Source organism: Saccharopolyspora thermophila, assembly GCF_014646075.1.
GTDB lineage: Bacteria > Actinomycetota > Actinomycetes > Mycobacteriales > Pseudonocardiaceae > Saccharopolyspora > Saccharopolyspora thermophila.
This window is the reverse complement of record NZ_BMMT01000011.1, coordinates 40,847-59,434: the sequence shown is the minus strand read 5'-3', so window position 1 is coordinate 59,434 and position 18,588 is coordinate 40,847. Positions and strand designations below refer to the sequence as shown.

Below are 18,588 nucleotides of genomic sequence, written 5' to 3'. Positions count from 1 at the left end.
CCGCTGCATGGCACGCCGCATCGAGCACCGCAGCACCTCGGAATGGCCCGCCGCCCGGGTCTACGAGGCGTTGATCGACATCGATTACCTCACGGACCGGCTGGCCGGCCTCGGCGGCGACAACGCCGCCCTCGTGCAACACGTCGCCACTGATGACGGCACCCGCTTCCAGCTGCACCACGGCGTGCCGGCCGACTCACTGCCCGCGTTGGCGCGCACGGTCGTCGGCGGGGATCTGCAGATCGACCGCAGCGAGTCGTGGCGGCAGGCCGAGGACGGGTCGTTCGCCGGCGAGATCGCCGCGGAGATCGCCGGCGCCCCGTGCACCATCACCGGGTCGATGTGGCTGCGCGACATCAGCGAGCGGACCGGCCCCGCGGTGTCCGAGTTCGTGGTGTCCGGCAATGTGCGGGTGAACGTGCCGTTCGTGGGCGGCAAGCTGGAGGACCTGGTGGTCGACCAGGTGCAGAAGCTGTTGGCGGCCGAGGAGCAGTTCACGACCGAGTGGCTGGCCCGCCGCGGATGACGTCGGTCCCGAAGAAGCGGGCGCCCCGGCTCGCCGCCGGTCGGGCCCGCGCTCTCGGCATGCCGACCCGGGGCACCACCAACCCGAACCGGCTGCGGCGCGTCGACCGCTGGATCGTCGGCACCCCGTGGGTGGCGCGCGTGCTGCGGGACGCCGCGGAGCCGGTGGTCATCGACCTGGGCTACGGGGCGACGCCGGTGACCACTGTGGAGCTGTCCGCGCGGCTGCGCCGGGTGCGCCCCGATGCCCGCGTGGTGGGGGTGGAGATCGACCCGGACCGGGTCGCCGCGGGCAAAGCGGTGGCCCATCCGCCCGCGCTGGAGTTCCGCCGGGGCGGTTTCGAGCTGGCCGGGCTCGCCGCGGGCGTGCGGGACTTCCCGGGCCCGGTGCTGGTGCGGGCGTTGAACGTGCTCCGGCAGTACACCGAGCCGGAGGCGTGGAAGGCGTGGGAGGAGCTGTGCTCCCGGCTGGCGCCGGACGGGCTGCTGGTGGAGGGCACCTGCGACGAGATCGGGCGTCGCTGCTGCTGGGTGACGCTGGACCGCGGCGGCCCGCTGACCCTCACGCTGGCGTGTCTGCCCGCCGACCTGCAGCGGCCGTCGGACCTGGCCGAACGGCTGCCGAAAACGCTGATCCACCGCAACGTGCCGGGCGAGAAGATCCACGCGATGCTGGCCGAGCTCGACGCCTGCTGGGCGAAGGCGGCGCCGCTTGCCCCGTTCGGCCCGCGCGCCCGGTGGGCGCACACCGTCCAGCTGTTCACGGAGACCGGCTGGCCGGTCCTGGACCGTCGCCGCCGCTGGCGCCTCGGCGAGCTCACCGTCCCCTGGTCCGCAGTCGCCCCCTGACACGCACCCTGGCCGGCGGTGGACGGCCACGGGTAGCGTCGGTTGTCCAGCCCGGACGCGCGTCGCCGGGCGCTCGATCACCAGCGGTCGAGCTCCTAAGGTGGAGTCATGGTCGGCGAGTTCCACTTCCGCGCGTTCCAGGACCAGGCCGCGGCGTTCCGCGGCGCCGTGCTGCAGGCCGGGCCGAACGCCGAGGTGTCCACCTGCCCCGGTTGGGACGTGCGCAGGCTGGTGCAGCACCTGGCACGGGTCTACGCGATGGTGGAGCTCGCGCTCCAGCAGGAGCCGGGCAGCGAGCGGCCGCGGACGCCGCGGCCACCGGCCGAGTTCGACGACGTGCTGGCGTGGTGGGACGAGCGGCTCGCGGCCGTGCGGGCGGCACTGTCCACAGCGGACCCGGACCGTCCAGTGTGGTCGTTCTTCCCCGGTGGCACCGCGCGGACCTGGACGCGGCGGATGGCGCACGAGACGGCGATCCACCGGCTCGACGCCGAGCACGCGCTGGCCGGCCTGGGCCCGGACCACGTGCACGACCTGATCTTCGACCCCGAACTGGCCGCGGACGGCATCGACGAGTTCCTCTCGCTCCTGCTGCCGGTCGCCCCCGGCTGGGCGGAACGCGACCACGAGGGCACGGTGCTCTACCACGCCGCGGACGCGGGCCGCGTGTGGCTGGTCGAGTACCGCCCCGGCCAGCCGCCGACGACGGGAGCCCCGACGGACGCGGGTCTGGAAGCCGACGCGACGGTCGTCGGCACCGCCGACGCGCTGTACCGCCGGGTCTGGGGCCGCCCGAGCACGGCCGTCGTCACCGGAAACGCCGCCCTGGCAGCGATCGCGTCCGGCCGCTAGACAGCCGCGCGAGTCGCAGCAGCGCGTGCCCACGGATGCCGCGAGGCGATGGCGTCGACGAGCGTCGCTTCCGGGCGCGTCCTGAGCGTCCGTCCGAGCGAGGACCGCTGTGCCACCCGGGTCAGGACACATTGCTCCACGCGGGCGCGCCGAAGATCCGCCCTGCTCCCGAAACAGCGGGTGCTACCTGCGATAATCACGCCCCGTGAGCCCTTCCGAACGTCGTTTCGTGATCAGCCTCGGCTGCCCCGACCGCACCGGCATCGTGGCCCGCATCTCGACCTTCCTCGCCGACCTCGGTGGCTGGATCGTCGAGGCGGGCTACCACACCGACCTGGACACCGGCTGGTTCTTCACCCGCCAGGAGGTGCGCGCGGACTCGCTGCCGTTCGGCATCGACGAGCTGCGCCGTCGATTCGCCACCGTCGCCGAGGAGCTCGACGCCCGCTCCGACTGGCGGGTGTCGGACACCGGTGAGCGGCGCCGCGTGGTGATCCTGGTGTCCAAGGAGGGCCACTGCCTGCACGACCTGCTGGGCCGCATCGGTTCCGGCGAGCTGGACGTGGATCTGCGGGCGGTGATCGGCAACCACCCGACGCTGGGCCCGATCACCGAGGCGCACGGTGTCCCGTTCCACCACGTGCCGTTCGCCAAGGACCCGGCGGCGAAGGCGGAGTCGTTCGAGCGGGTGCGGCAGCTGGTGGACGAGCACGCGCCGGACGCGATCGTGCTGGCCCGGTTCATGCAGGTGCTGCCGCCGGACCTGTGCGACGCCTGGGCGGGGCGCGCGCTGAACATCCACCACAGCTTCCTGCCGTCGTTCGCCGGAGCCCGCCCGTACCACCAGGCGTACGAACGCGGCGTGAAACTCATTGGCGCGACCTGTCACTACGTGACGGCGGAGCTGGACGCGGGCCCGATCGTCGAGCAGGACGTGATCCGCGTGGACCACACCGACGACGTGGCGGATCTGGTCCGCAAGGGCCGGGACATCGAGAAGGTGGTGCTGGCCCGAGGACTCCGAGCCCACCTCGAAGACCGAGTCCTGGTCCACGGCCGCCGCACGGTCGTCTTCTGACCCCTGCCCAGTCGATGGCCTGACCTCCCGGGCCTTGGCGACGTGAGCGTCGGGGTCCGGGAGGGCGCGCGGATGTGGCGTCAGCGGCCCAGGCCGTCGAGGACCTCCGCGGTCGCAAGGCCAGCCAGGACCTCACCCGGCGTGATGATCTTGCTGCGGCGCAGGCCGCTGCCGACCACCACGGCCGGGGCCGCCACCACCGCCGGGTCCACCAACACCGGCCATTCCGGCGGCAGACCGAACGGCGTGATCCCGCCGTATTCCATGCCGGTCAGCCGCACCGCGTCGTCCATCGGCGCGAACGACGCCTTGCGCACGTCCAGGCGGCGCTTGACCACGCCGTTGACGTCCGCGCGCGTGGTGGCCAGCACGACGCACGCCGCGTAGCGCACCTCCCCGGCCCGCTTGCCCGCGACGATGACGCAGTTCGCCGACAGTTCCAGCGGGGAGGCGTAGTGCTCGCAGAAGGCAGCGGTGTCCGCCAGTTCCGGATCGATCTCGGTGGCTCCGACGCGCTCGTCGCCGAGTTCCCGGACCGCCGCGGCGACCGGGTCGGCGAGCAGGTCGAGGCGTTCCAGCGCCGAGGTCACCTGGAGCGTCCCGGCGGCCACAGACCAGTCAACACCCATACGCAAACCCTACGAGGGCCTCAACCGAGGAAGTCCACCAATAGCCGCCGCAACTCGCGGCGGTGCGTGAGCATCGGCGCGGGCGACGGCAGCAGTTCCAACCGGGCGCTGGCGAAGGCCGCCGCCACCGCCTTGGCCACCTCCGCCGGGTGCAGCGGGTCTCCCGTGGCACCGATGACCAGGACCTCGGAACGGACCGCGGCCAACGCCGAGGCGTCCGCAACAGGCGCCTGCTCAGGCAGGTCGCGCAGCGCTTCTTCCAGCCGCATCAGCGCCTCGGCACGGCGGTCGACGTAGTCGCCGACCTCGATGCCCTCCGGCAGGTCCGCGGCGATGAGCGTGCGCAGCGCAGCGCCGCCGTCGTCAGCGGCGACCGCCGCCGCCATCCGTTCGAAAGCCCAGGTCGCGGCCACGTCGCGCGGCCGGTCCAGGGCGGCGGGCAGCAGCAGGGCGAGCCGCGCGAAGCGATCCGGGCGCTCGGCGGCGATGCGGGTCACCGCACCCGCACCAAGTGAGACACCGACCGCGCGGGTCGCTCCAACCTCATCGGCCACCGCGAGCACGTCCGCGGCCACCGACGCGTAGTTCCAGTAACCGGGCGGCGCGTCCGGAGCACCGCCGTGACCGGGCAGCGTGACGACGACGCGCGTCCCCGGCAGCCCGGACGCCGGGATGCGGGCCTCCCCCTCGGTGGCACCGAGCCCGTGCACGACCAGCGTCACCGGAGCACCCCGGCCGTGGGCGGTCCATCGGACGTCCACTACCAGGACCGCCCCTGGATCTCCTTCAGCTTCGGCCGGACGTCGACGATGTAGACCAGCGAGGCGACCAGCCCGGCGATCCAGATGATCCCGTACGGACCCCTCATGTCGAGGATCAGCAGCAGTGCGGCGGCACCCGTGATACCCACCCAGGCCATCTTGTTCAGCTTGTCCGCGGCGGTGAAGGCGTCCGCGCGCTGCAACGTGGCGTGCACGAATGCGAAGACCCCGACCGGGATGCCCGCCAGCCAGATGACCGCCAGTATCCACTGGTACAGCGCCATGTCGGCGAAGAAACCCACGCCGACCACCTTACGTGCTTGCCGGGCCGGTCGGCACCCGCCGTGACCTCAGCTGTTGGTCTTGTCGGTGGCGGGCTTCCTCGCCGCGGTCGGCTTCGCGGTCGTGCGCCGGGTGCTGGTCTTCGCCGCGGGCCTGGGCTTCGCGGCGGGCTTCGCGGCCGGCTCCTCGGCGGTGCCGGCGAACGGGCGGCGCACCTTGCCGAGCACGTCGTCGGCCAGGTCGCGGACCTCGTCCACCGTCTCCTCGACCTTGCCCTGCGCGCTGCCGACCTGGTCCCAGACCTTCTTGACCTGTGGCTTCTCCTGCAGACGGTGCAGGGTCTGCTCGCCGCGCTCGGCCAGGTAGTCGTAGAACTGCCGGGCGCTCTGGCCGTAGGCGTCAAAGCGCTTGCGCAGCTCCGCCGGGTCGAGCCGGTCGCGCAGCTCGGTGAGGTCGGCGGGCACCGAGCGCTCGTTGAGCTGGGTGCGGACCTTGTTGACCGCGTCCAGCAGGGCCTGGGCGGCGAGATCACCGGCGCCCAGTGCGGCCAGCAGCGGCGTGCGGGCCTGCTCGACGGCCTCGGCGAAGGTCTGGGCGGCCTGCTCGCGGACCTTGTTCACGTCCTCGGTCTTGGGGAAGGCTGGCATCGCTCACTCCTCGGGTTGCTGGGCGTCCTCGCCGGTCGCGTTCTCGCGCCGGAACGAGGCGTAGATGTCCAGAAGCACTTGTTTCTGCCGCTCGCTGAGGTCGGAGTCGGCGAGGATGGCGTCCACCACCGGCCCGCCCTCGCGGCGTTCCAGGATCCCGGCCTGCACGTACAGCGCCTCGGCGGAGATCCGCAGCGCCTTGGCGATCTGCTGGAGGATCTCCGCGCTGGGCTTGCGCAGGCCGCGCTCCACCTGGCTCAGGTACGGGTTGGACACACCGGCGAGCTTCGCCAGCTGCCGCAACGAGATCTGAGCGTTGTTGCGTTGCGCCCGGATGTAGCTGCCGAGGTCGCTGACGGCCTTGTTGACGGCTTTGTCCACGCGTTCCATCGGCAGGCACCTCTCCGGTCAGTACCCACGGTACCCACGAGTGCTAACTACTGCAAGCACTCTGCTTGCACCCTCACCCGCCCGAGGCACACAGGCAGAAGGGCGCCCGTCCGGGTCGGCGCAGACCCGACCCACCAGGCATCGGGTTCACTTCTAACCAGCCAAACAAGTTCGACAGTTACTAACCAGTGAAGCGGCATGACGGTGACAACAGGGCTGCGCAACCCCCAACGGGCTTACGATGGTGTTCGTGAACAGCAGAGCTGTCGCGCCGGAGGTGGCCCGCCCGTCTTCCCCAGCCGATCTCGATTTCGACCACGACATCGAGCTGGTCCTGGCCTTCCTCAACACCTGCGACGCCGAGAAAGGCATTGATTTCCTGGACGATCCCGGCCAGTGGCAGCAGTGGTGCACCGACCGGGGCATGGGCGAAGCGCCGGGGATCGACGCGGCGCGCGAGATCCGCGACACCATGCGCACCGCGGTGTCCTACGGCGCCCGCCCGCGGATCCTCGACACGTCCTGGCCCGTGCAGGTCAGCCTGCGCGCAGGCGTACCCACGCTGACCGGCACCGACGCGCTGGGCAGCGTGCTGGTTGCCGCGGCCCGACTGGTGCACACCGGGCACTGGGACCGGATCAAGATCTGCCCTGCCGACGACTGCCTGTGGGCCTTCTACGACCGCTCGCGCAACCGGTCCCGAACGTGGTGCTCGATGCGCGTCTGCGGCAACCGTGAGAAAGCCCGCTCCTGGCGGGAACGCCACACGACCTAGGGAACGCCGCACCTGGTGCACGCAGAAACCGCGTGGGTGACACCCGGGTCAGAGCAGCAGCTGCGACAGGGTGTGGATCAGCAGCCCGGCCAGGGCGCCGACGACGGTGCCGTTGATGCGGATGAACTGCAGGTCCCGCCCCACCTGCAGCTCGATCTTGCGGGACGTCTCCTGCGCGTCCCAGCGTTCCACCGTGTCGGTGATCAGCGTGGTCAACTCGGTGCGGTAGTTGGACACCACGTGGACGACGGCGCCCTCCAGCCAGCCGTCCACCTTGGACTGCAGCTCACCGTCGTCGACCAGCCGGCGGCCCAGCGAGCGCAGCCCGTCGCGGACCCGCACCCGCAGCTCGCTCGACGGGTCCTCGGCGGCGTCCAGCAGCATCTTCTTGGCCGTGCCCCACGCCGAGGAGACCAGGTTCTGCACCTCCGGGTGCTCCAGCACCTGCTGCTGGATCTGCTCGGCCTTGGCCATCGTTTTCGGGTCGTGCTGCAGGTCGTGGGCGAACTCGACCAGGAACCGGTCCACCGCCTTGCGCATCTGGTGCTCCGGTTCGGTCTTGACCGCCCACGCGAACGACAGCACCTCGGCGTAGATCTTGTCGGCCACGATGGCGTCGAAGAATTTCGGGGACCACGACGGCGCTCGCTGGCTGACCACCCGCAGCACGGTCTCGTGGTTGTCCCGCACCCAGTCGTAGGCGCGGTCGCAGACCAGGTCGACGAGCTTGTGGTGCGAGCCGTCGGCGAAGACCTGCGCGAGGATCCGGCCCAGCGGCGGACCCCACGGCTGGGACAGCACCTTGCGCACCACGGCCTGCTCCAGCACCGCCTGCACGTCCTCGTCGCGCAGCACCTGCACGGCCCCGCGCACCGCGGTCGCCAGCTCCGAGGTGACGCGCTCGGCGTGGTCGGCGTCGTCGAGCCACGCGCCCAGGCGGCGGCTGACCTCGGCGCGGCGCAGCTTGTCCTGCACCACGTGTTCGGCCAGGAAGTTGGTGCCGACGAAGTCGCCGAGGCTGCGGCCGATCATGTCCTTGCGGGTGGGGATGATCGCGGTGTGTGGGATCGGCAGGCCCAGCGGGCGCCGGAACAGCGCGGTGACCGCGAACCAGTCCGCCAGCGCGCCGACCATGCCCGCCTCCGCCGCGGCCCGCACGTACCCCACCCAGGCGGCGGCGCCGGCGTTCTCCTGCCAGCGGGCAACCACGTAGATCAGCGTCGCGGCCAGCAGGAACCCACCGGCCACCGCCTTCATCCGCCGCAGGCCGCGGCGCTTCTCGCTGTCGGGAACCGATGTCTGCTGCACAGCACGATTGTGGCAGCGGCGCGGCAGTGCTCGCCCCGGCTCGGCGCCCGCACCGTGCGGACCCGCACGATCCCGCACGCGTTTTCGCGCCGGTTTCGACTACCCTGCCGAGACGTGCGTACTCCTGCTCTCGCGACCCGCCTGCGGCCGTTCACGTCCACGATCTTCGCCGAGATCACCGAGCTCGCCCGCCGGACCGGAGCGATCAACCTGGGCCAGGGTTTCCCGGACACCGACGGCCCCGAAGGCATGCTGCGGGTCGCGCAGGAAGCCATCGCCAACGGCGTCAACCAGTACCCGCCGGGGGCCGGCGAGCCCGACCTGCGGGCGGCGATCTCCGAACACCGCCGAGCGCGCTACGGCATCGAACACGACCCGGAGAGCGAGGTGCTGGTCACTGTCGGCGCCACCGAGGCGCTGACCGCCAGCATGCTGGCGCTCGTCGAACCGGGTGACGAGGTCGTGCTGATCGAGCCGTACTACGACTCCTACCCGGTGGCCGTCGCGATGGCTGGTGGGGTGCGCCGCACCGTCGCGCTGCGGCAGGGCCCCGACCACCGCTTCGAGCTCGACATTGAGGCGCTGCGGGCCGCGGTCGGCCCCCAGACCCGGCTGCTGGTGCTGAACTCGCCGCACAACCCGACCGGGACGGTGTTCACCGACGGCGAGCTGGCCGCCATCGCCGAGGTGTGCCGCGACAACGACGTGATCGCCGTGACCGACGAGGTCTACGAGCACCTGATCTTCGACGGTCGCGAGCACCACCCGCTGGCCACGCTGCCCGGCATGGCCGAGCGCACCCTGTCCATCTCCAGTGTCGGCAAGAGCTTCAGCGCCACCGGCTGGAAGATCGGCTGGGTGTGCGGACCGGCCGAGCTGGTCGCGGCGGTGCGGGCCGCCAAGCAGTTCATGACCTTCGTCGGCGGTGCCCCGTTCCAGCCCGCGGTCGCGCACGCCCTCCGCAACGAGCTCGGCTGGGTCGAGCAGTTGCGCAAGGACCTCCAGCGCAAGCGGGACCGACTGGCCGAGGGGCTCGCCGAAGCGGGCTTCGACGTGCTGACCAGCGAGGGAACCTACTTCATCTGCGCCGACGTCCGCCCGCTCGGTTTCGACGACGGCGCCCAGCTGTGCCGCTCACTACCGGAACGCATCGGCCTCGCCGCGATCCCGGTGCAGGTGTTCTGCGACAACCCGGACGACGCCAGGCACCTGGTCCGCTTCGCGTTCTGCAAGAAGGACGAGGTCCTGGACGAAGCGGTCCGCCGCCTGCACAAGCTCCGCTGACCGGCCACGGCAACGGGCACTCGACGAGCCGGGCCACACCGTCGAGGAGCCCGGCCCAGGCCGAACGCGAACAGCGACTGCGCCGCAGCCCCGGTGACCGAGGTGAGTTACCGCATCGGAGCACCCCCGTAGCCGAGGCAGACGAAGCCGGCTTCACCGTGCTCGGCCTGGGCCGACGCGAGCGCGGCGGCCGGGGCCGCGCCCTCGCGCAGCGACCGGTGCAGCGACATCATCACGTCCACCGTGCGCTCGTCGGGCACCGGGACGACGCTCGCGATCACCGTCGCCGTGCCCCGGCCCAGCAGCGTGACCGCCAGCCCGGTGAGCTGGTCGCCCCTGCTGATCACGGACCGGCCCACGTCGCAGGCGGAGAGCACCACAGTGGTCGGGCCGCGGTGCAGCTGGTCCAGGTCGTACGCGTAGAGCGGACCGTCCGCGAGGTCCACGCACGACAGCAGGGGCTGGTCGTCGCGGAACCTGCCGTGCGCGGCGATGTGCACGACCCCAGCTCCGTCCACAGTGGCCAGCACGCGCTCCGCGGTCGCGTTCGCGCCGACCAGCAGCCGCCCGCCGCCGGCGGCGTGCAGCGCGCGCACCTCCCGGTCCGCATGCGCCAGACCCGGGCCGCCGATCCACACCGGTGCACCAGCCGGGTCCGCAGCTCGGGCATCGACCGCCCCGCGCATCCAGCAGCGCAGCGAGGGGCTCGCGGTGACGCTTCGCCCACGACAAGCCGGAAGTGCCGCCCAGGGCAGCACGTGCAGGCGACCGGTCGGGATCACCACCAGCGGGCGGCCCTGCTCCAGAGCCGGCAGCACCGGGGAGAGCAGCTGCGCCTGCAACTCCTCGGCCGCGCGGCGCGCACCGTGCTCGAACATGGGCGCCGCGCGTGGTGCGGTACCCCTCGCCTGCCGGGCGAGCAGGTGCCGGATCCGGGCGGCGTGGGTGGCGGCGTTCAACTCCGGGCCGAGCACGTGCAACCGCACCTGGGAGTCCACAACAGACACCGCGAACAGCCGCCCGCCGTGCGAGAAGAGGTTGAGCAGCACCGCATCGCCGAGTTCGGCGATCAGCTCGTCCATGCCGCACGGGGTCCGCAGTCGACTCGTTTGTCCCTCGACGAGCATCGCGCGATGCCGCACCTGCTCCTCCAGATCCGCAACGACCCGCAGCGCCCGCTTCGGGTTGCGGAGGCGTTGCGTCTCCCGCACCGCCGCACGGAGCTGGACGAGCGCCGAGTTCAGCCGCTGATCGTTCGGCGGTCGCAGCGCGCGGCGGTGCAGCGCGCTGGCCCGCGACCGCTCGGTCCAGCGCAGCACCAGGCTCGGATCACCGATGCGCAGCGCAGCCCCCACGGCGGTCTCGCCCAGCTCGCCCGCCAGGCTGAAGGCGTTGACCCGCAACTCGAACGCGGCCAGGCCGGCCGCGTGGCTGTCCAGCTCCCGCAGCCCACCGCGGCAGGCCTCGAACAGCCGGTCCGGGTCGCCGTCCTGCTCGGCCAGCAACGCCTCCGCCAGCCACCCCAGCGCACGTTGCTGAGGCGCAGCCGCCGCGTCGTCCCGCAGGGCAGCGGCCAGCCGGAACAGCTTGCGGGACAGCGCACGCATCCCCGCCCGCGCGGCGCTGCGCCCCACGGTGACCCGAAGCTCAGCCGCAGGCCCCGCCCAGCCGAACTCGGCACACGCCGCAGCGGCCCGCCGCGCCGCACCCAACGCATACCGCGAGCACTGGCCGCCGCGCAGCTTCGCCTGCCACGCGATGGCCGCCGCCAGCGCCGCCCACGCCGGCCGCCGCTGCGCGCGGAACAACCGCCGAGCGCTGCTCGCCGCTTCGGCAGCCACCGCCACATCGCCATCCCGCAACGCGCAACCGGCCAGCGCCAGCCTCGTTTCGGCCAGCCGTCCCGTTCGCCCGCGAGTCGCCAGCAGCGATGCCGCCCGCTCCATCGCGGTGCGAGCTTCGCCGGTCAACCCCGCAGCGGCCAGGGCTTCCGCCCGGTCGACCAGCGCCTCCGGGTTGGCGTCGACGTCCAGCCCGGCGGCCACGGCCTCCTCGAAGAGCCGCAGCGCGCGAGGCAGGTCCCCGGCCCGGAACGCCACGCACCCCCGGTTGTGCCGACACCCCGCGGCACGTGCGGTCCGACCATCCGCCACAAACAACCGCTCGGCCTCGGCCAGGTCCTGCTCCGCTTCGGCCAGCCGGTTCGTGTACAGCGCCGCCAGCCCGCGCCCGAGCAGCGCGTTCGCCATCCACCGCCGGTCGTCCTCCGCGGACAGGCTGCGCAGCGCCGTGGTCAGCTCGACCAGCGCCTCGCGGTACCGGTCGCCCTGGCAGTGCAGGAGCCCCCGCAGGCAGGCCACTCGCGCGCGGTCCGCCTCCGCCAGGTCCGGCTCGGCCGCCACGAGCTGCGCCCAGCTCTCGGCGACCGCACCGCACTCCAACTCGATCCATGCCAGGGTCAGCCGCAGTTGCGCGGCCCGTTCCGCCTGCCCGGCGCGACGCGCCGCAGCCAACCCGAGCCGCGCGTGGTGCCGCGCTGCCCGCACCCGTCCCCGTTCCACCGCGGCGAGCGCTGCGATGTGCCGCGCCAGGACCCGCAGTTCCGCGTCCCCGCTGCGGGACAACCACTCCTCGGCCTTCTGCCAGGCGGCTTCCGGTGCCGCGCTGACGTTGTCCCGCCACCACAGCGCCGACCCGATCGGATCCGGTGGTGCCACCACCGTGCCCGCGCTCAACAGACCAGCCAATCCGCGATGGCGGGCGCCGACCGCACCGGCCGGAACACCACGCTCAGCGGCCCCCGCGGCACGTCCACGACCTGGAACGCGCCGTGCTCGTCCAGCGGGCCCACGCACTCCCCCGCCGGGTGACGCAGCACGACGTCACCCTCCGGTGGGGCCTGACCGGCGCGGTTGAGCACCATCCCCGACGCCCGGTACCAGCCCTCGACGGTCGGCACCAGGTCGAGCTCCAGCACCCGCCCCGGCATCGCGAACGTCAGCACCCGCGGCTCGGGTCCCGGAGCGCGCACCCTGGCCAACGACTCCGCGGAGTCGCCGACCAGCTCCAGCGCCGCGGAACCAGCCGGCGAACGCCGCCCCACGGCCGCATACGCGGACTCGGCGAGGTGCGGCGGAACCGGGTCGAAGGACTGGAACAGCGCACGCAGGTTCCGCAGCTCGGTCGGCAGGTCCCGGCTCATCCCGCCACCTCCTCCGGCAGGTCGGCGGCCAGCATCCGCCTCCGCAGCTCCGCCAGGCAGCGGCTCTTCTTCGGGCCGATGGTGCCGCGCGGCATCCCCAGCGCCTCGCTGACCTGCGCGTAGCTGGCCTCCGGGGTGACCGCCAGGACCCGCAGCAACTGCTGGCAGCGCTGCGGCAGCTGCGCGAACGACTGCGCCAACCGGGAACCCGCCATCGCCCGCAGCACCTTGTGCGCCGGGTCCTCGGCATGGTCGGGCCGGGCGAAATCCCCCGAGTCCAGCCCCACCGGCGACTCGCGCCGCCGTGCCCGGCTCAACCGCATCGACTCCCGCCGCGCCGTGGTGACCAACCAGCCCGACAGCGCCTCGGGCTCGCGGAGCCGGTCCAGGTTCTCCGCCAGCAACAACCAGGTCGCCTGGTAAATATCCTCCGCGTCCGCCGGGTTCGTGGTGAACGCCCGCGCCACGCCCCAGACCACCTGCGCGTGGCGGTCCACCAGCTCCCGCCACGCCTGCTGATCACCGGACGCCGCGCGGTTGAGCAGCCCCGCACCCGCCGCGGCGTCCCCGACCTCGTGCACGACCAGCACCTCCCCGTCCCTCGATCTCGTCGCGTAATAAGAGGCGCGAGGGGTGCCGACAGATTCACCTCACCGCAATTACCCCTCGAACGGGTAGTGCCGCCGCACGAGATCACGCGCCTCGTCCGGGCTGCGGCCCTCGCCGCGCGCGCTCGCCGCGGCGGCGGCGACCCGCGGCGCGGCGAAGGACGTGCCGCTCCAGCGCGCGTATCCGAAGCTGCGGCCCCCGCCCGGCTCCAACCGCACGTAACTGCTGGTCACGCCCACTCCCGGTGCAGCGGCGTCGACCCACGGCCCGGTGTTGGAGAACTTCGCGGCCGAACCGTCCTCGCCGGTCGCCGCGACCGCGACGACCCCGGGCAGCGCGGCCGGCCAGAACGGCCTGGCCGAACCGTGGTTGCCCGCGGCTGCCACGACCACCACGTCCGGCCAGGCCGCGAGCTCCTCCCGCAGCAACGGCGGGCACTCGTCGTCGGTCGTGTAGCACCCGGCCGTCAGGACGAGGACGTCGATCCGCTCGCCCCGCGCCGTCGCTGCGCGCCGCAACGCGCGAAGCCCCGCCACCACCGTGTAGTCGTCGGTGAACCCCAGGGACGACAGCGCCCGCTGCGTCCGGATCACCGCTCCGGGTGCGTGTTGCAGCACCACACCGCTGACGAACGTGCCGTGCCCGGCCTGCCGGTCCTGCCCGGAGTCGCCGTCGGCGTCAAGCACCTCCGGCACCGCCTCGAACCACGACCGGTCGCGGAACCAGGGGTGCGGATCGCACCCGGTGTCCAGCACGCCCACCACCACCGGCGGATCCCACTGCTGCCGCGGCGGTTCCGGGACCGGCGGGGCGTCCTGCGGATCGGCCCCCGTTCCGAACATCACCGGCGTGCCGTACATGACCGGTGAGCCGAAGTGCACGTGGTTGGCCGAAACACCGGCCTCCCGCGCCAGCTCCACGCAGCGGTCCCGCTCGGGCCCCCGCAGCCGCACCCTGGCCAGCAGGGACTCGTCGTCGTGCCGCACGTCGTCGACCCACCGGCGGTACCGCTCCAGGACGGGGTCCAGGGCCGCCGCCGGCGCGACCAGCTCACCGCGCCGCACCAGGCACTCGCCGCGCCCGCCGGGATCGTGCAGCAGCAGATCGTGCCCGTACGCGGCCCACGCCCGCTGAAGCTCGCCGATGCTCAACCAGAAATCAGTACCGTGATCCACAGCAGACACTGTGCCCGGCAGCCGATCCGTCCACAGCGGACACGCCAGCGGCTCACCCGACCGAGACACCCGACGCCGTCCCCGGTCGCCCGATTGCGTGGAGAATGCAGCACCGGTTGCCGCCCCCGCAGCGGTCGGTGGCCCGAAACCACCACTGCGGGTGGTTGAATGCGACAGGGAAGCGTCGATCATCCCGACGCGCCGAACCGGGCGCGTCCGACCGACAGGGCGGTGATGACCGTGGCGGGAACCTGCGCACCGCGCAGCCCCTGGTCGCGGTTGCGCGCGCTTGCGGTCCGGGTCGCCTTCGTCGGTGGCGCCTGCCTGGGTGGGTGGTTCGGCAGCAGCGCCGTCGCCACCGCGATCGACCTCCCCGAGATCGACAAGCCCCAAATCGAGGTGGAGTTGCCGCGAATCGCGGTGGACCGCCCCGAACCCGTCCAGGTGCAACCATCCGCACCGGACCGGCCGGTCGCGGTCGAACCGGTCCGCGCCGAAACCCCGGAGCCGGACGGGGAACCCGCCGAAGCCGAGGCCGTCGACGGCAACGCGCCGAGCACACCGGCGACGCCACCGACACCCGCGCCGGTGCCACCACCGCACTCCGCCGCGCCACCGCGCGTCGCACACACCGCGCCGCTGCCGAACAAACGGGTGGCGGTTCCGCGCGCGGCCACCCACGAGATCCCGCAACCCCGCGCGCCGGACGCGGCCGCCACGCCGCAGATTGCTCCGCTGAACGACGCGGAGCCCGCACCGCAACCGCCCACCACGACGGTGACGGCAGCCGTCCAGGCCGGTGCCAGCGGACTGCGGGATGTGCAGGCGACCATGCCGGTCGCGGCCGAACTTGCCGCACCGCCCGGCACCTGGACGGCCTGGCCGAAGACCCGCACGTCCACCGACGTGCTGTCGCCCGAACCATCGGCATCGCCCGACTGACGCTGCGCCGGACCGCTGTTGCGGTAACCCTGATGGCAGCACGCATTTCCACCCGCACCCATCGAGGCTCCGAGTCGGCCGCCTGCGCCCGGCCGGGTCGGAATCGGGGCATCACCGGCCTGCTCGTCGGCATCGTCATCGCCGCGCCACCCAGGCCGGGCCCCGGCCCCGGTGCCGCAATGCCCCTGCGGCACCGGGGTCCCCAGCGGACGCCCGTCGGCACGACGAGGGGCCGTGCCGACGGGCGTCCCACCACGAGCGGGAATCAGACGATCGGAGCAGTCAGCGCCGTGGCACCAGGGCTCTCCCGGACCGCCGTCGCGGCCGCGGCGAGGCGGGCGATCGCCGCCACCAACTGATCACCCGGCAACGTGTACGGAATGCGCATCCACCGCTCCAGCGATCCATGCACGGAGAAGCGCGCCCCGGGCGCCACCCGCACGCCGTGCTGCTCGGCAACGATCGACAGCCGGCTGCTCACCGGCGCGCCCACGTCACACCACAGCGACAACCCTCCGTCCGGCAACCGGAACGTCCAGTGGGGCAGGCGTTCGCGCAGCGCCTCGACAAGTGCGCCGCGGCGCTCGATCGCCTCGGCCCGCCGCCGCGCCAGCACTTCGTCGGCATCGCGCAACAACTCCGCCAGCACCAGCTGCTCCAGCACCGGGCTACCCAGGTCGGTCGCGGCGCGGCCGATCATGATCCGCTGCACGAAGTCCTCGGACGCGCGGAGCCAGCCCAACCGCAGACCGCCCCAGAACGACTTGCTCGCCGAACCCACGAGGATCGCCCGGTCGGTGAACGCGGCCATCGGCGGCGGCGCCTGCTCACCGGTGAGGTCGAGCTCGACCAGCGTCTCGTCGATGACCGCGGTCGTGCAGGTTCGGGCCAGCGCCCGCGCGAGCCGGGCCCGGCCCTCGGCGTCCAGCCGGACACCGGTCGGGTTATGGAAGTCCGGGATCAGGTAGGCCAGCCGCGGCGCCGCCTGGCGCAGGTTCGCGGTCACCAGCTCCAGGTCCCAGCCGTCCGGCAGCATCGGCACCGCCACCGGGGTCGCGTTCAGCCTCCGGATCGCCTCCAACGCGTTCGGGTACGTGGGGTGCTCGACCAGCACTCGTTCGCCCGGTGCCACCAGCATCCACAGAACCAGGGCGAACGCGTGCTGCGCGCCGTTGGTGACGAGGATCTGCTCCGGTCCGGTGGGCAGGCCCCGGCGGGTGTAGCGCTCGGCGATCCGCTCGCGCAGCGCCAGCAGGCCGAGCGGCTGGTACCCGTGGCCCGACATCTGCTCGGGCAACCGCAGGCAAGCGCGGTCCACCGCCGCGCGCAGCTCCGGCGGCGCGGTCGGCGTGGCCTGCTCCAGGTTCAGCAGGTCGGAGTCCGCGCTCGGGAACCAGCCGCCGTGGGAGTCGGTGTCACGGTTGCCGTCCGGCAACCTCACCCAGGAACCGGCGCCGCGGCGGCTGGCCACGAAACCCCACTCCCGGAGCAGGTCCAGGGTGCGCGCCACCAGGGTCCGGCTCACGCCGAGCGCCTCCGCCAGGTCCCGCTCCGCGGGCAGCCGGGTGCCCGGTGGCAGCCGGCCGTCCAAGGTCAGCCGACGCAGCGCCTCGGCGAGGTGTTGGGAAGAAGGCCGGGCCGCGCCGTGCCACGAACCGAGCAGGTCGACCAGCTTGCGACCGGAGAGACGCCGAGGCCACGACATAAGTCCAATATAGTCAGATTGGACCTCGTCATGAGAGCCAATTCTTGCGTAGAACCGGTGCATGTCGTCAGCATCAGCACAAGTGGACCTTTCCCCGCTGCCAGTCCGCACCCGACCCCTGCGCCGGTTCACGCAACTGTTCGGCGGCCTGGCGCTCTTCGGCGCGAGCATGGGATTCCTGGTCCGCGCCCAACTCGGGCTCGACCCGTGGGACGTGCTCCACGAAGGGCTGACCCACCGGCTCGGGTGGAGCTTCGGCGCGATCACCGCGCTGACCGGCGTCGCGGTGCTGGTCGCCTGGTTGCCGCTGCGGCAGCGCCCCGGCATCGGCACGGTTGCCAACGTGATCGTCATCGCCGTTGCGGTGGACATCACACTCCGGCTGACCCCGCCGATCCACGCGCTCGCCGGGCAGCTCGCGCTGATGGCCTGCGCCGTCGTGCTCAACGGCATCGCCACCGCGGTGTACGTCGGAGCGCGTCTCGGACCGGGCCCACGGGACGGTCTGATGACCGGTCTGCACGCCCGAACCGGCTGGTCAGTGCGGGTGGTCCGGACCACCATCGAGGTCTGCGTGCTCGCCACCGGATGGCTGCTCGGCGGCACCGTCGGCGCCGGCACGGTCCTCTACGCGCTGACCATCGGGCCGACCACCCAGTTCTTCCTCGGATACACCACGATTCAGGAGAAAAAAGATCTCTGCCCCTAGAGACATCTCGACTACCACGAAGTAGCATGGACGCCGTCCACCTGACCCCCAGGGGTGGACCTCGACGCCCCCGCACTCCCGGTAACCCCCAGGCCGGTTGAGCGCGGGGGCGTCTCTTGTCCGCAGATCTCTCAGATGGCCGCGATCGTTTCCGGGGCTCGTTCGGCGCGGCTCAGCGCGCGGAGCACCGCCGCCTGGCCGTGGCGGCGGACCGCCAAGCGGGAGAGCAGGGACAGCACCGGGTCGACGACCTCCGGGGGAAGTGCCGGCGTGTCGACACCCACGCTCACCGCCAGGTCGTCGGAATGCACCGCGATCTCCATCATCCTGGTGATCAGGAAGTCGTCGAAGCGCAGCGCCCGACCGGAGAACCGCACGACGCGCTCCGCCTCCACCTCGGGCACGGTGGTGCGCAGGTCCTCGACCGCCGCGTCGACCTGGGCCGCCAACGCGGCCGCGCCCTCGGCGGCGATGTCCTCGCCCCGCTCCCGCATCCGGACGTTGATCTCGTCGTTGACGTCCGCGCCGATCCACTCGCTGTGCGCGTAGTAGCCGAGCAGGTCCAGCGGAGCGTCGTCCACGCCGTCCTCGCCCAACACCCGCCGAGTCGCGAACACCTGGGCCGCCAGGTGCCCGGACAGACCCCGAACGCTGAACTCCGGCAGCGCGCTGGGCTGGTCCCACGCGTCCGCGACCGCCGGGTCACGCAGCAGTCCGGCGGCGGACTCGGCGGCCCGCAGGTACGCGGTCGGATCGAGCTCATCCTCAAGACCTTCCGGTGCGCATCCGCTTGTCGGTGAAGCTACCCGGACCATCCGACAGTCCCGGGTCCGCGCAGGTCATGACGGATGTGGGCGGGTGCGATC

The 18,588-nt window shown here is 72.5% G+C and carries 20 protein-coding genes; 8 read left to right on the top strand and 12 right to left on the bottom strand.

Annotated features, from left to right (window positions below; all coding sequences use genetic code 11):
* Nucleotides 1–7 precede the first annotated feature (7 nt).
* From IEY17_RS16090 to purU, 4 genes are all read left to right on the top strand, one after another.
* The gene (locus tag IEY17_RS16090; RefSeq protein WP_188988525.1) at nt 8–526 is read left to right on the top strand and encodes a DUF2505 domain-containing protein; all 519 of its coding nucleotides are present in this window, start codon (nt 8–10) and stop codon (nt 524–526) included.
* Nucleotides 523–1,374 carry a class I SAM-dependent methyltransferase gene (locus IEY17_RS16085; RefSeq protein ID WP_188988755.1) on the top strand — a complete coding sequence of 284 codons (852 nt, stop codon included), beginning with the start codon at nt 523–525 and terminating at the stop codon, nt 1,372–1,374. Before IEY17_RS16090 ends, IEY17_RS16085 begins: the two co-directional genes overlap by 4 nt.
* A gap of 108 nt (nt 1,375–1,482) precedes the next feature.
* A complete protein-coding gene (locus IEY17_RS16080; RefSeq protein ID WP_188988523.1) occupies nt 1,483–2,226 on the top strand; it encodes a maleylpyruvate isomerase family mycothiol-dependent enzyme in 744 nt (247 codons plus the stop codon).
* 205 nt (nt 2,227–2,431) lie between these two features.
* Nucleotides 2,432–3,304, top strand: a complete 873-nt coding sequence (gene purU, locus IEY17_RS16075) for a formyltetrahydrofolate deformylase (protein WP_188988521.1) — start codon at nt 2,432–2,434, stop codon at nt 3,302–3,304.
* 80 nt (nt 3,305–3,384) lie between these two features.
* Here purU and IEY17_RS16070 read toward each other — a convergent pair whose 3' ends face one another.
* The 5 genes from IEY17_RS16070 to IEY17_RS16050 all read right to left on the bottom strand — a co-directional run bounded on the left by IEY17_RS16070 (nt 3,385) and on the right by IEY17_RS16050 (nt 6,013).
* Nucleotides 3,385–3,933, bottom strand: coding sequence for a YbaK/EbsC family protein (locus IEY17_RS16070; protein WP_188988519.1), 549 nt, complete (start codon nt 3,931–3,933; stop codon nt 3,385–3,387).
* A 20-nt stretch (nt 3,934–3,953) separates the two neighbouring features.
* On the bottom strand, nt 3,954–4,655 hold the full coding sequence (locus IEY17_RS16065) for an alpha/beta fold hydrolase (protein WP_229680216.1): 702 nt from the start codon (nt 4,653–4,655) through the stop codon (nt 3,954–3,956).
* Nucleotides 4,656–4,693: 38 nt separating this feature from the next.
* Entirely contained in the window at nt 4,694–4,978 is a 285-nt protein-coding gene (locus tag IEY17_RS16060) for a DUF2516 family protein (protein WP_188988753.1), read from the bottom strand.
* A gap of 66 nt (nt 4,979–5,044) precedes the next feature.
* Nucleotides 5,045–5,623 carry a hypothetical protein gene (locus IEY17_RS16055; protein ID WP_188988516.1) on the bottom strand — a complete coding sequence of 193 codons (579 nt, stop codon included), beginning with the start codon at nt 5,621–5,623 and terminating at the stop codon, nt 5,045–5,047.
* 3 nt (nt 5,624–5,626) lie between these two features.
* On the bottom strand, nt 5,627–6,013 hold the full coding sequence (locus IEY17_RS16050; protein WP_188988514.1) for a helix-turn-helix domain-containing protein: 387 nt from the start codon (nt 6,011–6,013) through the stop codon (nt 5,627–5,629).
* 241 nt (nt 6,014–6,254) lie between these two features.
* On the opposite strand from IEY17_RS16050, the gene IEY17_RS16045 reads away from it, so the two are divergent.
* On the top strand, nt 6,255–6,788 hold the full coding sequence (locus IEY17_RS16045) for a CGNR zinc finger domain-containing protein (RefSeq protein ID WP_188988512.1): 534 nt from the start codon (nt 6,255–6,257) through the stop codon (nt 6,786–6,788).
* A gap of 48 nt (nt 6,789–6,836) precedes the next feature.
* Here the strand turns inward: IEY17_RS16045 and IEY17_RS16040 are convergent, their stop codons facing one another.
* Nucleotides 6,837–8,045 (bottom strand): DUF445 domain-containing protein, encoded by a 1,209-nt coding sequence (locus tag IEY17_RS16040; RefSeq protein ID WP_188988751.1) that lies wholly within the window; start codon nt 8,043–8,045, stop codon nt 6,837–6,839.
* Nucleotides 8,046–8,210: 165 nt separating this feature from the next.
* Between IEY17_RS16040 and IEY17_RS16035 the strand changes: the two genes are divergently transcribed.
* Nucleotides 8,211–9,380 carry a pyridoxal phosphate-dependent aminotransferase gene (locus IEY17_RS16035; RefSeq protein WP_188988510.1) on the top strand — a complete coding sequence of 390 codons (1,170 nt, stop codon included), beginning with the start codon at nt 8,211–8,213 and terminating at the stop codon, nt 9,378–9,380.
* A 107-nt stretch (nt 9,381–9,487) separates the two neighbouring features.
* On the opposite strand, the gene IEY17_RS16030 is transcribed toward IEY17_RS16035, so the two are convergent.
* The 4 genes from IEY17_RS16030 to IEY17_RS16015 form a co-directional block, all read right to left on the bottom strand.
* Entirely contained in the window at nt 9,488–12,115 is a 2,628-nt protein-coding gene (locus IEY17_RS16030) for a CHAT domain-containing protein (protein ID WP_229680215.1), read from the bottom strand.
* The gene (locus tag IEY17_RS16025) at nt 12,112–12,582 is read right to left on the bottom strand and encodes a hypothetical protein (RefSeq protein ID WP_188988508.1); all 471 of its coding nucleotides are present in this window, start codon (nt 12,580–12,582) and stop codon (nt 12,112–12,114) included. Before IEY17_RS16025 ends, IEY17_RS16030 begins: the two co-directional genes overlap by 4 nt.
* Entirely contained in the window at nt 12,579–13,163 is a 585-nt protein-coding gene (locus IEY17_RS16020) for an RNA polymerase sigma factor (RefSeq protein WP_188988506.1), read from the bottom strand. Before IEY17_RS16020 ends, IEY17_RS16025 begins: the two co-directional genes overlap by 4 nt.
* Before the next feature lie 78 nt (nt 13,164–13,241).
* Nucleotides 13,242–14,366 (bottom strand): S8 family peptidase, encoded by a 1,125-nt coding sequence (locus IEY17_RS16015; protein ID WP_229680214.1) that lies wholly within the window; start codon nt 14,364–14,366, stop codon nt 13,242–13,244.
* Between the two features lie 168 nt (nt 14,367–14,534).
* On the opposite strand from IEY17_RS16015, the gene IEY17_RS16010 reads away from it, so the two are divergent.
* The gene (locus IEY17_RS16010; protein ID WP_188988504.1) at nt 14,535–15,308 is read left to right on the top strand and encodes a hypothetical protein; all 774 of its coding nucleotides are present in this window, start codon (nt 14,535–14,537) and stop codon (nt 15,306–15,308) included.
* Nucleotides 15,309–15,573: 265 nt separating this feature from the next.
* Here IEY17_RS16010 and yczR read toward each other — a convergent pair whose 3' ends face one another.
* Nucleotides 15,574–17,013, bottom strand: coding sequence for a MocR-like transcription factor YczR (yczR, locus tag IEY17_RS16005; protein WP_188988502.1), 1,440 nt, complete (start codon nt 17,011–17,013; stop codon nt 15,574–15,576).
* An 82-nt stretch (nt 17,014–17,095) separates the two neighbouring features.
* On the opposite strand from yczR, the gene yczE reads away from it, so the two are divergent.
* Nucleotides 17,096–17,722 (top strand): membrane protein YczE, encoded by a 627-nt coding sequence (gene yczE / locus IEY17_RS16000; protein WP_229680213.1) that lies wholly within the window; start codon nt 17,096–17,098, stop codon nt 17,720–17,722.
* Between the two features lie 131 nt (nt 17,723–17,853).
* Here yczE and IEY17_RS15995 read toward each other — a convergent pair whose 3' ends face one another.
* On the bottom strand, nt 17,854–18,537 hold the full coding sequence (locus IEY17_RS15995; protein ID WP_188988498.1) for a maleylpyruvate isomerase N-terminal domain-containing protein: 684 nt from the start codon (nt 18,535–18,537) through the stop codon (nt 17,854–17,856).
* Nucleotides 18,538–18,588: the final 51 nt, after the last annotated feature.

Coding starts and splice junctions, on each gene's coding strand:
- IEY17_RS16090 (WP_188988525.1), top strand. CDS start 8: ATGGCACGCCGCATCGAGCACCGCAGCACCTCGGAATGGCCCGCCGCC.
- IEY17_RS16085 (WP_188988755.1), top strand. CDS start 523: ATGACGTCGGTCCCGAAGAAGCGGGCGCCCCGGCTCGCCGCCGGTCGG.
- IEY17_RS16080 (WP_188988523.1), top strand. CDS start 1,483: ATGGTCGGCGAGTTCCACTTCCGCGCGTTCCAGGACCAGGCCGCGGCG.
- IEY17_RS16070 (WP_188988519.1), bottom strand. CDS start 3,933: ATGGGTGTTGACTGGTCTGTGGCCGCCGGGACGCTCCAGGTGACCTCG.
- IEY17_RS16060 (WP_188988753.1), bottom strand. CDS start 4,978: ATGGCGCTGTACCAGTGGATACTGGCGGTCATCTGGCTGGCGGGCATC.
- IEY17_RS16055 (WP_188988516.1), bottom strand. CDS start 5,623: ATGCCAGCCTTCCCCAAGACCGAGGACGTGAACAAGGTCCGCGAGCAG.
- IEY17_RS16050 (WP_188988514.1), bottom strand. CDS start 6,013: ATGGAACGCGTGGACAAAGCCGTCAACAAGGCCGTCAGCGACCTCGGC.
- IEY17_RS16045 (WP_188988512.1), top strand. CDS start 6,255: ATGGTGTTCGTGAACAGCAGAGCTGTCGCGCCGGAGGTGGCCCGCCCG.
- IEY17_RS16040 (WP_188988751.1), bottom strand. CDS start 8,045: ATGAAGGCGGTGGCCGGTGGGTTCCTGCTGGCCGCGACGCTGATCTAC.
- IEY17_RS16025 (WP_188988508.1), bottom strand. CDS start 12,582: ATGAGCCGGGACCTGCCGACCGAGCTGCGGAACCTGCGTGCGCTGTTC.
- IEY17_RS16010 (WP_188988504.1), top strand. CDS start 14,535: ATGCGACAGGGAAGCGTCGATCATCCCGACGCGCCGAACCGGGCGCGT.
- yczR (WP_188988502.1), bottom strand. CDS start 17,013: ATGTCGTGGCCTCGGCGTCTCTCCGGTCGCAAGCTGGTCGACCTGCTC.
- IEY17_RS15995 (WP_188988498.1), bottom strand. CDS start 18,537: ATGGTCCGGGTAGCTTCACCGACAAGCGGATGCGCACCGGAAGGTCTT.